Source organism: Nostoc sp. (assembly GCF_036919815.1).
Taxonomy (GTDB): Bacteria; Cyanobacteriota; Cyanobacteriia; order Cyanobacteriales; family Nostocaceae; genus Nostoc.
In genome coordinates, this window is the sequence record NZ_JBALCE010000046.1 from 57,574 (window position 1) to 72,164 (window position 14,591).

Sequence of the window (14,591 nt, forward strand, 5' to 3'; positions counted from 1 at the left end):
TCCTAGTTATTTCGTTCAATGAGTAGTTGACTTGAGAGGATTGTTAATTTTGTTCTGTTTCAAGAGCATTCCACTGGCTGATGCGGAAAACCACAAATTCAGCCGGACGTACTGGACATACACCAACATCGATATATAAACGCCCCAAGGTCATTGTTTCAGGTGTATTGTTTTCGGCGTCACATTTGACGTAAAAGGCTTGGCTAGGAGTAGCTCCGAACAATGCACCCTCGCGCCATATCCGCTCTAAAAAATTACTAACGGTATATTTGACCTGCGTCCAAAGCTCTTCGTCATTCGGTTCAAAGACAGCCCACTGAGTTCCAGCTTCAATTGAGCGCTCAATATAGCTGATGAGCCTTCTAACGCTGATATAGCGCCATTCGGTTTTATCTGGTTCAACTAGGGTTCTGGCACCCCAAATCCGAATTCCTCGGTTGGGAAATTTACGAATGCAGTTGATACCCAGTGGGTTAAGGAGTTCTTGCTCTCTAAAGTTGACATCATATGCCAAGCCAGTAATTCCTCTGGGGACTTCATTCGCAGGAGCCTTATAAACACCCCGCGATTCATCCGTTCGTCCCCATACGCCCATCATGTGACCAGAAGGAGGAACAAGAATTGAACGCCCTGCATTTCGAGGATTGGGTACTTTAACCCACGGATAATAGAGAGCCCCAAACATGGAACGACGACCAAACTCATCTAACCAATCAACGACATCTTGAGGCCTAGTGCGATCGGGGGGAGGATCTAACACAACCATTCGATTCGTTGGTCCTGGCATATCACCGCTAGTAGAACCTTCAGACATGCTTACCATGGTCTCCATCACACCATGAACTTGTTCAAGACTTAAAATTTGAGCTTCATAGACTCGCATTAAATCCGGAAAACATATCATTGTAATCTCGTCGATTTCAAAGATGCCGAGAACGCCAGTTCGTTCGCTCCGATCCCCTTCTATTTCACTAGCAAATTTATCAGGTGTAGAATTCGGCGCTGGAGGCAGTAGTTCGTATTCGCCATTCATAGGCCGTCGGGATAAGGGCAGTCCGGGCTGGGCAATATCTCCAATCGAAATATACTTAGAGTTTTTCAGAGCCTCAACAACGTAGGTTACAGCCTGCGTTTGGGGTTTTGGATCCATACTCAAGTGATTGTATTCCTCAAGCACTTGATCATCTCGGCACACTTTTACAGAGAAGAACTCACGTGGATTATAAGGTATTTCTACTTTATCTGTTCCCTGCATTTCTACTTTATCTGTTCCCTGCGATTGACCTTTAATCTGGTCGCTCGCTTTATCGACATTCTTCGCAGGAGGTAACGCACGAGGCTTTCCATCCTGAATTTGGATTTTAATCGGTCCGTTATCGAAGTGTTCAGGCCGGATGGATAAATTTAAACTTGGGCGATTACCGCGTCTTGGGATCTCCAAGGAAGGTGCTTGCCGTTTTAAATTTTCTTGGCCAATACTGGGAAGTTGCGTTCCAATACTTGTAACCCAACAACGTCCGCCTCCATTCAGGAAATATCCTCGAACTGAGAAAGGTAAATACGCATCGAAGTCTGTAAACCCGTTAGAGGTGCGTCGGGCAAAGTATTCAAGATACTGAGTCCAACTTGTGACAAGCATGGGTTTAAAGAGTTCGGCCCCGCCTCGTATATCTTCAGTAAAGCCGATAAATCCTGCAACCGAAGTACTGACGCCTTCAATCGGACGACTTCCGCGATCGACTTCTTCAACATAAACGCCTGGTGCAAAGTAATCTAGTCTAGCCATGTTAAGTGTTCCTTGATTTGTTGGATAATCGATTGATATAGAGATCTAGTAGGCGGGCATAAGTAATATCTCTTTAGGGATACATGGTTTTCCGTCCACAACAACAGTGCAAGTCTTAAACTGATAGCCAAATCGTCTAAGCTGTAAAATGTAGTTTCCAGAGTCCAAATTCTCAAAGATAAAATACCCTTCCTCGTTGCTAGTTACTGATTTTTCGGTTCCTTGAAGTATAATTTGAACTTGTTTTAATGGCTTTGAGTTCAAAGTATTTTTGACAATGCCAGCAATAGCAACTCGCTGAGTTTTAGATCCGCTCCTGCTGATAGCTGGAATTGAATTATTGACCCCAAAATGTCGTTCAGTAACCAAAGGCACAGTTGTTTTTCTCCATACATTAAAGGGAACGGTTACTGTCAAATAAATAGCAGGCCGTATGGGAATAGAAAGAGAACTCCATAAACTTCCTACATCAATGGGCGGGTCGCTAGTGACTGATAATGATAAGTCGCCGTGACCACGAAGGTCAGGAGTTAGAAACTCCTCCCGCAATAGTCGACTACGCATTAACAGCAGTAGAGTCTCAGACAGAAGATAATGCTCTCCTAATACAGTGCGATCGCGGGCTGTAATTACAATGGAGATATCGAACCAACTGGGTGCTCTAAATACTTCTGCAACCTGTCGTGAATCATCAAAATAGCGTTCCACCTGCCTGCCATTATTTGGCATTTTTTTACTGATTCGAACATCATACAGATAGAGATTAAGTGATAGCTCTCTATTACTATTTTCTAAGCTTCCAGGGTGACTAAAGTTTATTTGCTCAGTGCTATTGAGAACAGATCCGCTAGTCAACATTTCAGCAAGGGTTTGAAGAATCGAATTCAGCATAAGCAGAAATCTAATTCGTTTCTATATACTCAGATTAAGCGATCTATTAGCTAATGCAATCAGACTTATGTATGAATAAAAATTTAGAAGTTATAGCTTAATTGTTTTTCAAAAATTACGATAAAAGATTATTTTGGTATAGACCTTTATCTGTGGCTTGTCCAAAAATTTTTTAGGTAGATAAAAGCTTATTAGCTCCTGAAATACGGGACTTGCACGAAAATAAAATACCAGCTAGGGAGGAACTACAGTGACATCCTATTTGGGTAAATTTTCAGAACGCAGCCAGAATGATTTTAAAGTTTCTAACTCTTTTAGGACTTACGCAAAAGTACACGCACTCTGGGGCAATACCCTGCGGGAAGCTAAAGCTACATGAATTGCCCCTACCTGAAAATAAGGGTTTCGGTTATTGTTTGCGTAAGTCCTATCTTTAGAAGAAACAACAACCCCTTCAATCTACTTCGTAGCTGAATGTGGTCGGCTGGGACTACTTATGGCATTCCCCAGTTGTGCTTATCGCTATAAAGTACCCGCCATCATTTGAATAATTTTATTCCCCAATTTTTAGCAGCTTCTTCAACACAACTTCACGGAATTTATCGTACTTTACTTAAAGTCATTGCTCACAAGGCTATGAGCTAAAAGCAATGCAGGGGGTAGAAGCTTCAGATAAAGTAGTACACGATACAGTGCGTTATCAAATGAAAGCGAAGCTAAAAGTGCCGCGAGCAGTAAGTGTCAAACACAGTAGTGAAGCAGAATCAGAGTTTAAAAAAATGAATCCTTACTTAAATACATCAATCGGCGCTTCTATTACAGGTTCGGATTTTATTCTTGATGCTTTATTTGTATCAGGTTTTTCATGAAATAGTATTACTTTTGGAGAATTGGTATTAGTCGGCTTCTGAAGTGGTTTTGGCGTATCAACTTGGAGCAAAAACGCACGTTTGACTGATTGACCTTGCTCGGTTTCAGCCGTGAGGATAATTTGAGAGAGATTCGCAGTCGCTTTCAATGTCCTAGAACCGCTAGCTGGCACATCACCTAAAGGTTCGAGTTTAACCTTGACACCATCCCCCTGTACCTGCCAGTTGAGAGTCACAACTTGTCCAACTTTCAAGAACATTGAGGGATTCGCCTCTGAACTTTGATTATTGAGGGTAAAGTCCATAATTTGAAGGGGTGTTGCCTTTAACTGGACTTGAATTGCTTTGGAGAGTGGCGATTGTTTTTGACTTCCACTAGACACAGGTTGAAGGCTAATCGCATAGTTGCCTGGTTTAGCCGGAAGCCCTATATTCACGTTGGTACAACTCAATGTCTCGTTGACTGGAGGTTGACATTGCTTCGTTAATTCCAAAGGAATTTGTTTTTGAAAATCATAAGTCTTGAAGAGCGTTGGTTTACCCTCTTTGAGTTGACCGATAACCTGAAGCTGACTAAGTTGGCTAAAGTTGTTGATGTCCCAACTAAGGGTTAAGGGTTTGCCTTTTTCGAGTTGAGACTGGCGTGCTGCAATGCTCACCACCTGCGGCAGTGGCTTAGGTTGAATTACGACATCCAGTTTCTGCTGAATACGCTTTTCTGCTGATTTTGCCTTAATCTGAAGTTGGAAGGTGTATTCTCCCGCCAGTCGCGCACCTGTATCGACGTTGGTGCAGGTTAAATTGCGATCGCTAATTTGGCAATAACGGTTCAGTTCTGTCGGTAAGCCTTGATGAAAGTCGTAAACTTGAGGACTGCTCGCAGTTCGATCTTTGCTTGAGGAAATCACCAGTTGATCAAGCCGATCTGAATTCGAGATCGTCCAGTTTAGGCGTACCCTCCCTCCCTCTGTATAGCTAGCGCTATCCGGTTTGAATTCTGTCAAAATTGGCGGGGGAGCGGGTTTAAAGAAGACAAACCAAATCAAAAAGCCGAGTCCCGACAATGCACCAACCCCTGCCAGCAGCAACAGTAGAAACTGCCACCAAGGGCGTGCTTTCCAGACTAACAACCCCATCGGTAACTTTTCTGGCGTCGGTAATCCTTGAATATCTTGAAGATTGACTTGAAACGGTAGCTCTAAGCCATACCCAAAGAGGGGACGTCGCCATTTCTGTTTGGGATAAATGGTTAGACTAATCGTTGCTGTTTTGCCAATCAACAAATTGACAGAAGAAGGACTGCAAACATAGTAGCACAACTCCGTTTCATCTCGGCTGCTAGCACTTACGGCCAATTCTCGAATTGAATTTCCGTGATTTGTCAGTGTGAGTCGATACTGGCCTGGACTGTGACTGACTTTTCCCAGAATAGTCTCCAGTTCAACACTCAGGTGAAGTTTTGGTTTTACCTCTAAATACACTAGATCCAAAAAGACCTGCTCTGGGGCATTATCAGAAATTATCTGTAGAGTCGGTGAATAGTGACCAGCAGGCATGTCTATTGGATAATGGAACTTAATGATGATTTCGCCTTGACCTCCAGGATTAAGCTCCAAACCATCAATACTGGAAACGACGCCTAACTCACTCAGTTCCTTGGAAGGATATTGAATCGTGAACCACGTTTTATCCAACTCAAGACAATGGAGCCGAAACCGATCCACTCGACTGGAGTGGTTGTTCACGATTACTGATAGCGTCTGGTGCTGCTTGGGCTGAATTAGTAAGGGCTGAACGGGACTAGTTGCTGGGCTAAGTGAAAAGGTAAGCTTTTGTGACCGTATAATAGTGTGCTCTTTGACTAGAACTTCAAGGCTGGCTGGGTAATGAATCGGAGTCTCTTCTGGATAATGCTCTGGGGCATCTACTAATACCGTGTAGGGATAACTTCCTGGTAAAGCATCTGAGGGAATCTCAAAGAGCAGGCTGACTTCACAAGCCTGTTGGGAGTCGAGGGCGACCCGCTTTCTTGCAGATGGACACCATGCCAGCAACGGCTGAGTCATGGGATCGACAAACACATCAATTACGGCTCCCTGCTTGCCTTGATTAATCAGACTGATATGAAGAGTAACGCTCTCCCCTGGGAAACCCTCTAGGCGGGTGGGAGGATTCAGCATAACTTTGAGTGGTGTTATCAGATTCAACATCTCTACAGCGTCTTCAGTAAAGGACTATGGCGTTGCTGAAATATAATGGTAGTTGCACAATAAAAGAAGAAAATTTCCAGAATGCAGCTTTATCGAAATTAGAAAAAACGGTTGTCGTCGTGGTAAACTCGGCTTTTTGATTCAACTTAGTAGTTTTCTTCCAACTAATTCCTGCCGTATCAAACAAGTCATAATAGCTCCGTTTTGACTCGGAAGTTACATCATGTTCAAATGCTAATTTATACTCAAGTTCGCCAAGCTCCCAACTATCTTTCGTTTGCAGCCAACTTAATATTTCTTCTTGTTATTCAACATTCAAATAGCTCTTTCTTGCTTTATTTTAAAAAGGATTATAGAGTAAACTAAAATACAGACCGTTTTCTTGTAAAGTTCTCTCATTTGAGTTAACAGATATTAAAGGAATGCCCCAGTCAAGACGAACGGTGAAGCGATCGCCCTGTGACCAACGCAACCCTAGACCAACAGCAGCTAGAGTATTAGGGTCGGGATTCTCTCTACCAGAACTATTCCAGCCAACACCAAAATCTACAAAGGGGATAACCTGCAATGTACTATTAATCTGGGGTAAGCGCAGAATCGGTACTTGAACTTCAGCAGAAACAAAAGTGCCATTATCCGTCAGCAGGTAATCTTGACGGTAGCCCCGAATGCTATCCTGCCCACCTAAGCCAAATTGCTCTATAGGCAAAAGCGCTCTGGATGCGAGTTGCGTATTTAAACGAAGTAATAGTAAGGTTTCAGGAGCTAAAAGGCGTGCCCACTGCGCTTGCCCTTGCCAAGCAAAAAAACGGCTATCAGGAGCATCTTGATTAACCGTCGCATTCAACACATCTATGCCCAAACTGAATTGAGAGCGTAGGGCGATAACTTCACGACTGTTACGACTCGTCCATTCTTGAAAAAATCGCAACGCAGATACCCTAGTGCGTCCCTGTTCATCAGCACCAGGCGAAAGCTCCGAGGCTGGATTTCCTATTCTCTGTAGCAACGACGAGATATCACTTTCGCGTCGGGAAGCAGTTAACCCCAGAGCGAATTCTTGTGTAGGAGTTTGGACTATTGGCTGGCGGAATGTTAGTTCGTAGTAACGAGAAGCCGATTTGATATCTAGAAAGTCGAAAGGAGGCTCAATGACATTACTCGACGTGATGCCATAGTTGAAGCTAAGAGTTCCATTGCGGGGATTGAGAGGCAATGTGTAGCTGGCATCAAAGGAGTTGCTACCATCGGTATTAGTGTAGCCTAGACTCAAACCATCTCCAAATCCGAGTAAGTTGGCTTCATTCAATCTTAATCCGCGTCGGAAACTGCCAACGCTAGGCGATCGCCCATTATCAAGAACTATTTGACTACTAAAGGTTTTTGCCTCGCTGACATTAACTTCTAAAAGACTCGTACCCGTCCCCGATCCTGCTGAGAGTTCAGCAGTCACGTTTTGAATCAAAGGATTAAGTTGCAAAAGTTGCAGTGCTTCTAATAGACGCTGGCGATTGAGAGGCGGTGATGTCGCTATTGCTAGTCGGCTGCGGACATAATTCGGATTCAACCGCCGAGTCCCAGTTACCTGGATGTCTTCTAATTTACCTTCGACCACCTGAATTTTGATAACACCAGATTTAATTGTTTGGGGTGGAATATATGCACCAGATGTAATGTAACCTTTTTTGACGTATAGTTCAGTGATTTTAGAACGTGCTTGATACACTTGGGTCAGCGAGATCGGTCGTTTGGTAAATTCAGCAGTGGCGAGGGCTAACTCTTCAGGACTGAAAACTGTGCTACCAACAACTTCAAACCGTTCAACAACAATAGTTTGGGGAAACTCGCCAAGGGGTGGTTCATCAGGTGTAGGATTTGGGGCAGAGGGTGGAAATAGTTCTGCTGGTGGGGGGAGTGGCTGTGGCAGTTCAGGAGAGGGAAGTGGGGAACGTGAGGGTGGTTGGACATCCTGTGGTGATGGTAATTGTTGCGACAAAATGAAATTACTAGTTCGTAATTGTGTAGTATTAGCAGCCTGAGCTTTCAGTGGACTAAAAGATATGCTGTTGAGTAATACAAGCATACTCAGAGGTAAGTAGCACACTATCAGATTTTGGGGATATTTATCAATCATCGCACTAGACTATTTTTTGTCAGTAACTATGGGATAATATGGCGAGTGCTTCAGCTCGACTTTATCCAAAATTAATAACTTGGATCTCTTGTATCGGCAAAACCCTAGCTTTTTGGCAAAAACTTTTTCCATATCACTGATTTTAGGTGAAAACTAAAAAGTAAAACTACGGTCATACAAAGCTTTCAGCGTCAGCTAAAGCGTTGCCAAAAAATGGATAAAGTCGAGTTCAGAGGATGTTTGAAAAGTTCTGTGATCGGTAGCAAAAGCCTATTTATGGCGGCGATCAACTTAGTCAAACCGAAACTTCCTTTAATTGCAATCAAAGAGAGCTCAGTTCTTCGGCTTTATTCATCTGGGTTAAAGCGATAGAGGCGAACTTGTGCATCATCGGAGCCACTGGCAATCCAAACCCCCTGCTCTTTAGCAATCAAGTCTAAAGAAGTAATCCTGCTAGGCAGGGTTGCAATCCGCTTCGGTTTTTGAGTCAGATCGGGAGTGACGTTTGTGGTCAAACGCCAGGCCAGGATTTGACCATCATCGCCTGCACTCACAAGCCATCGTTGATCTGGAGTAAATAGAATGTTGCGAACCGATGTTTTTGAGACTTGCCACCTCGCCCGTTGTTCACAGCTTTGCTGAGGGATCTGCTCTTTAAGCGACCCCTTTCGCGCTGCTTTCTGACATTGACTTAAGTCCCAAAGAGTAACGTAACCATCAGAATCAGATGCTGCTAGGATCGAAGTATTGGGCGCAAAGTTGACATCCCAGAAAAAGTCGTTTTCTCCGCGATTTTGAGCATTCTCTGAGAGCCTTAGCTGCCGAGGTTGCGAGTTTGCGACATCCCACAAGACAAGCCGCTTAAACTGTCCGGCACTCACAAGGATCTTTTCATCTGGACTGAGTGCTAAAGACCAGGCTTGATATGCGAAGCGATCGGGCACCTTCAAAACCTTGGCAGGCTTTGAGTCAAAACGGACATCCCTCGGCCTTCGCCAACTCCGAATAGTTCCGCTCCCATAGCTGGTGTATAGCGTCAGAGAGTTGCGAGTAAACATCAAGTCCAGAATGCGATCGCTTGTCTGGTCGTTGGGGTCTTTGAGCGTATAGAGTCCCTTCCCAGTGTTGATATCCCAGACCTGAACGGTTCCATTCTCTAGACCTGCAAAGACCTGATTATTTTTCACCGGAATTAATGCTAGCGACCGGATTGCTTGCTGAGTAATCGCCAGAAGTCCCTTGGAAGAGTTAGGTTGAGCATCAGTGCAGGTTTTGGCTAACGTCCCCTTGCTCAAGGTACCCTGTGGGGTTAGCGTTCCCCAATCTGTCACGCCCCAAGTCCGAATTGAACAGTCGTCTGAGACACTCATTACAAGCGGCGATCTGCCACTCGTGCCACTGAGTCGCACGGCATTAACGCCAGCCAAATGAGTGATAGGCGTTGGTCTAAACACAGCGGCTGCAATTATCAAGAGCAATGCCACTAATAACCATAGGGGTACGATTGGGAAAACCTTTAAGAACAAAATCTGGGTTGCTGGATCGCTACTCCCTAATCTTGGGTCTGATAGCCAAGGCTTGAGTTCAAACTTTAGTGTTTGCGACCAGCCAATCCAGGGACGACGGGGAGAGAGGGTTAGGTTTGTAGAAGTTATTTCTCCCAATGGCAGAACGGGTTTTTCTGGACTAATCTTAATTTGGCATCCTTTCGCGTCTTGGCCTCGTACTTCAAGATCAAGCGTTTGCAACAGATTACTATTGTTCTTAAACATCAATTGGAAGGTACTGCTACGCGATCGCCAATTCGGGAGCCAGGGTCTTTTAGCCGGGATACACTGCTGCTGAGGCTGGACTTCAAACTCCATGAACCCAACAGGCAGAACTTCTAAAATCCCTTGTGCTTCAACGGTAGAACCCAGATGACTTTTGGCAATTATCACAAAAAGATAATCGCAACTCGGAACTCGATCTGCTCTAGGCGGCTGACATTGGAAAGTTGCTGTTGTCTCTCCATTTGCTGGAATTTCTATATACCGTTCAGAGCTACCAACTAGCCAGGACAACTCAAGTTCTGTACATTGCAAGCGCACTTCTGAAGGCTGTGACCCCACATTCTTGACAGTCACCGGAATATCCACGACGTTACGCGGATAGACTTGAAACCGCTTGGTAGGTAGTCCGATCTGCAGTAGGTTTAATTCACCGTTAGGTTCTAACGTTAACCGCAAAACTAATCGCCGTTCTTCAGAGAGCTGGGGCGAAAAAACCCGCACCATTAGATTGACGATTCCGACAAAATCAGGTATTGGAGAGTCTAAAATCTCAACTTGAAAATCAGTGCGATCGCCGGGTGATTTAGCTGTAGATACATCTGGAGAAAGGTGATACCAGTTACTCTGCTCGCCTGCTACCGCCGCTTTAATTTCAAGTTGAAACGACGCAAACTGATTGCTGCGGTTGATGACCGAAACACCAAAAAAAACCGATGGTCCACCGGGGCGAAAGGATATATTTTGCGCGGTCAAGCTAGCATCGATAATTGAGCTGGCAAGCATAGTAAGGAAAAATATTTGGGCTGTTTTAATATTGAATAACAACTTTGATTGGAATAGATCCGACTTCTGTCTAATTCACTCTGGGCCGTTTTGTCATTTTTTAGTCTAAACACCAAAAAACATCTTAAAAGCTGCATATTCTGATTTGAGTTATCCCAATGAGTGATACAGAAGCCTAAGTTCGACTTGGGCTTTAAGTCGTTAGTTATGCTTGCTTACAAACATCGCTAATAACTATCTATTGTCAAAATTTTATGGACAATATTCATTTGGGTAAGTTTCTTTCATTTCCTGATTTTAAATAGGCTGTTTAGTAAAAATCTCTGGTCATACTTTTGTTATAAGTTTGTCATAAGTGCGTCAAGTTAATATGAAATGATTAAAGATTATGTTTTACTGCTTATGTAAGTTGGGTTATCGCCTTGCCTGGTTGACAGGCTTGCTCCCTCAGCATTCCATCACCTACAAATATGTATCTGCACCTGTGGTGATTACAATTTTCTGCTATGAAAAGCCAAGCTTTGGAATGTCCCCCACAAGGGATCTACCGTAGCTTCTTTTAGTGGGTGCAAAATTTTCAACATAATTACGGAATTGAGATGACATCGCTTGAAGTCATAATTGTCAGTTACAACATAAACTGACTGCATTCACTGGATTTCTTACTTTACCAACTCCAAGTAAGAAATCTTGAAAACGCCTAAATGATTAAGGGAACAATGCTCCAAAGTTAGATCGGGTTTTAATTCTTAGTTACAAAGCTAGATTCTCAATAAAAACAGCTATATCGCTGCGCTCATATTATTAAATAGGTGATTTATACCCCTAATTTTTAGAACCTCACTTTGGAGCACTGCTCCCTATGGGAAGCCGATCGTCAACAACAATGCCTTCGTATCTTACCATCTGATTCACTCTTTGCGACACAACTTTTTTGCAACAGAACTAGAAGTAGAGCATATAATTTGGAGGAAAGTATGGATAGTCTCACAGATAATCCAGGCATAGGTCTCAAACTCTTAAAAAATCTGAGTCCTCAGTCAGAAAAGGGGACTCCCCAGTATTACAGCCGGAAACTCAAGCATTTCTTGCAGCTACAGATCGATCAACTGGCAGCTCTATCGCAGATTCAATGGACGAGATTGGTTTATCAAGATCCGCAGATATCAGATCGGCAACAAGTTCTTGAAACCTCTCAAATGCCTTTTTCTTTTGCGAAAGAGACCCTAGCTTACTTACAGACCGAAGGTTGGTTAGCTAATGTTTCATCCGCTCTAGCGTTAAAGCCGATTGATGCAGAGACAATAGAAAAAGGCTTCTATTATTGTCATTTTGGTGAATCAAGTCAGCCTAATCAATACTTACTATTATTTGCCAAGGGGCCTTTGTCTCATACTCAACGGCAATTTATCAAGCGAACGGCTGCCAGTATCGGTGAATATTTAGACGAACATCAACAAAACTGGCAACACCGCCAAAAGATTCAAATTTTAGAGCATCTTGTTCAACGAGTGGGGCATCAGTTACGTCATCCTTTAGGTTTAATTAGTCTCTATGCCCATAACCTTAGTCATCTTCTGCCTCTGAGTAAGGAGCAAGAACAAGCTTCAGTCATTTGCAAGACTGCTCACGGCTTAAATCAAACTCTCACTGAGATCGTGCAGTGTGGAAGTAGTAATAAGTTGCAGATTGTACCGCAAGATATCCGTAGTCTCGTCCATAAAACACTGGAAGAATTTCAAGGCTGGATTTCGGAGAAAGATATTCAGGTTTGTTGCAGCGATCGCACACTTATTTTAAAACTCGATCCACTTCAAATCAAACAGGCTATCAGCAATTTATTGAGTAACGCCATTCATTTTAGTCCCCAAGGCGCAAAAATTTTCATTGATTGGCAAGAGCAGCAGGGCGATGTTTTACTGACCTTGAGAGATGAAGGCCCTGGTCTATCCTCAGAGGATTTACAGAAGCTGTTTAAGCCTTTCTATACCCGGCGTTCCGAGGGAACAGGTTTAGGATTAGCCATTGCCCAAAAAGTTGTGCTCGATCACGGAGGGAAACTATGGGCAAGAAATGCACCCAAAAAAGGTGCAGAATTTTCGATAAGCCTACCTCGATTGATTCCATCCATTAACTTATCAGAGGACAACGCCGTATGTTAACCCAAGTAGAACCAACCAAAACCCTATCGACGCTTTTAGTCGATGATGATCGTCAATTTCGGGCTGGAATCAGAACCCTCCTAAGCTTCTCCCAGATTCAGGATCGAGCCATTAACGTGATTGGGGAAGCGAATTGTCCGGCTCTGGCTTTATCCCTTGTCAAGCAGCATACTCCCGACCTAATTCTGATTGACATGGAATTAATTGAGGGAGATGGTCTCTCCCTATTACAGCAGCTCCAAGACAGCAATGCATCGAGTAAAACCCTTGTTCTATCAGGTCATCAAGAAGACTACTGGATCTATCAGGCTATGCAGTCGGGGGCGGATGGCTATGTATTTAAGGGTCAGGTTTCACAGCAGTTGTTAGATGCGATCGCCACTATTATGCAGAACCAAATCTATTTACCACCTGAAGTTGCCACTGGCTTCTTTAGAAAATTCCAAAAAACCCAAGCCTCATTACCCTCACAGATCGGTCAGCCCTGCAACCTGTCCGAGAGAGAAAACGATGTTCTATATTGGCTAGTTCAAGGAGCTTCAAACGATAAAATTGGGAAGCAACTCTACATTTCAGTGGCTACTGTTAAGACTCATCTTACTAATATTTTTCTGAAGCTACAGGTAACAAGTCGGACACAAGCTATTGTGGCAGCCATCAAGATGAATCTGATTCAGTCGTAATTGGGTTCAATCATTTTGGTTTAACCTTAACTACCGAGAAGATTCTATGCCTATTCTTGATTCTAATACGCTAGCTAAATTCTATCGATGTACCCAAAATGCGCCTCTGGGCTGTCGAAAGCCGATAGAAACTACTGAGAAGATACCGGGTGCCAAGTTTTGTCTGGAATGCGGATTCCCCACTACATTGCCAGTTCAGACTGAACTCCGGGGCAGCTTAGGCACCTATCGCATTACTGAAATACTTAGGTCTCAGGGAATGGGAAGGCTTTACAGAGGAATTCAGACCAGCAATAGTCAACCCGTTGCCGTGAAGGAGTATTTACTGCCTAAGCAATGTTTTAATGCCGTGGAAGCACACCAGCGTAGAACAACCTTGCATCAAGTTGCTAAGGGCAATTTGACCACCCCGAAGGGTCGGGAGTTTCGGTTGGTCAGTCCATCAGAAACCATTGCCGATCCATCCAGCGATCGCGTCTATCTGATTTTTTCAGGCGAAATCGCGCTACTTCCTACCCTGAAGCAGACTTTGAGAGAGACAGGAGCCTTTTCTGCATCGCAAGTACGACAATTCCTAAATCAAATGCTGCAATCGCTACATTTCCTCCATAGTCAGCCATCGAGTTTTGCATCTGTTGCGATCGGTTCAGGAACTGCCCACGGCAACTTGGGGCTTGAGAGCTTGGTGATAAGTGATAGCGGCTACGTCTATGTCTGCGATCTGGCATCCTGGGAGCAGCTTTTTGTCCCTGCCCCGCGCCAGGTGCTGTTACCGGAACAAGACTTAATCGATCTTGGATCGGTCGCGTTTGCTCTCTGGACGGCTGAAACGATTCACTCTGGTTCTGACGCACCGCTAAATCCGCGCGAGGCTCAACATTGGCCCCAGAACGATCCGCCCCTGAGAGATTTTCTGCATCGTTTACTAGGGTTAGACACCCCGTTCAACTCTGCGGCAGAGGCGCGTCAGGCTTTAATTAAACTGCCTCAACCTGAAACGGCTGCTGGTTTTCATGGAAATCTTAGCCCAGAGTCTCCAGCGAAATCAAAATCTCGAAAGTATTGGCTTTTGAGTTTACTCGCTTTGCCTCTATTGGGAGGGCTATTGTGGTTGCTATTGCCCCGATTTATGTCAAATTCTGATGCAGAGACGAATAGCTTTAAGCATCTTTTGCCATCGTTTGCAGATGTTAATGGTATTGGGCCGTGCGATTCGTTGGTTAGTGAATCACGGTAATCAGTCCGTAAATAACTAATCCAGCCCGACAGCAGATTACTGTCATTAAAGGCTGAACTCTCGG

8 protein-coding genes and 1 pseudogene are annotated in these 14,591 nt (G+C 44.0%); 3 read left to right on the forward strand and 6 right to left on the reverse strand.

What is annotated here, in order from left to right:
• Positions 1 to 43: 43 nt before the first annotated feature.
• The 6 genes and pseudogenes from V7K15_RS12030 to V7K15_RS12055 all read right to left on the reverse strand — a co-directional run bounded on the left by V7K15_RS12030 (position 44) and on the right by V7K15_RS12055 (position 10,445).
• On the reverse strand, positions 44 to 1,786 hold the full coding sequence (locus V7K15_RS12030; RefSeq protein ID WP_334905732.1) for a phage tail sheath family protein: 1,743 nt from the start codon (positions 1,784 to 1,786) through the stop codon (positions 44 to 46).
• Positions 1,787 to 1,831: 45 nt separating this feature from the next.
• Positions 1,832 to 2,677: a beta-sandwich domain-containing protein gene (locus V7K15_RS12035; RefSeq protein ID WP_334905733.1), complete on the reverse strand. Its 846-nt coding sequence runs from the start codon at positions 2,675 to 2,677 to the stop codon at positions 1,832 to 1,834.
• A gap of 787 nt (positions 2,678 to 3,464) precedes the next feature.
• Complete coding sequence (locus tag V7K15_RS12040) at positions 3,465 to 5,756, reverse strand: COG1470 family protein (protein WP_334905734.1); 2,292 nt, start codon at positions 5,754 to 5,756, stop codon at positions 3,465 to 3,467.
• A gap of 127 nt (positions 5,757 to 5,883) precedes the next feature.
• Positions 5,884 to 6,093: pseudogene (locus tag V7K15_RS12045) on the reverse strand (IS630 family transposase); the annotation flags it as partial.
• 3 nt (positions 6,094 to 6,096) lie between these two features.
• A complete protein-coding gene (locus V7K15_RS12050; RefSeq protein ID WP_334905735.1) occupies positions 6,097 to 7,890 on the reverse strand; it encodes a ShlB/FhaC/HecB family hemolysin secretion/activation protein in 1,794 nt (597 codons plus the stop codon).
• A 347-nt stretch (positions 7,891 to 8,237) separates the two neighbouring features.
• The gene (locus tag V7K15_RS12055; RefSeq protein WP_334905736.1) at positions 8,238 to 10,445 is read right to left on the reverse strand and encodes a hypothetical protein; all 2,208 of its coding nucleotides are present in this window, start codon (positions 10,443 to 10,445) and stop codon (positions 8,238 to 8,240) included.
• 977 nt (positions 10,446 to 11,422) lie between these two features.
• On the opposite strand from V7K15_RS12055, the gene V7K15_RS12060 reads away from it, so the two are divergent.
• Genes V7K15_RS12060 through V7K15_RS12070 form a run of 3 tightly spaced genes read left to right on the forward strand, consistent with a single transcriptional unit; the run spans position 11,423 to position 14,527 of the window.
• Positions 11,423 to 12,607: a sensor histidine kinase gene (locus V7K15_RS12060; protein ID WP_334905737.1), complete on the forward strand. Its 1,185-nt coding sequence runs from the start codon at positions 11,423 to 11,425 to the stop codon at positions 12,605 to 12,607.
• Complete coding sequence (locus tag V7K15_RS12065) at positions 12,601 to 13,290, forward strand: response regulator transcription factor (RefSeq protein ID WP_334905738.1); 690 nt, start codon at positions 12,601 to 12,603, stop codon at positions 13,288 to 13,290. Before V7K15_RS12060 ends, V7K15_RS12065 begins: the two co-directional genes overlap by 7 nt.
• A gap of 46 nt (positions 13,291 to 13,336) precedes the next feature.
• Positions 13,337 to 14,527: a hypothetical protein gene (locus V7K15_RS12070; protein WP_334905739.1), complete on the forward strand. Its 1,191-nt coding sequence runs from the start codon at positions 13,337 to 13,339 to the stop codon at positions 14,525 to 14,527.
• The last annotated feature ends 64 nt before the right edge of the window (positions 14,528 to 14,591 follow it).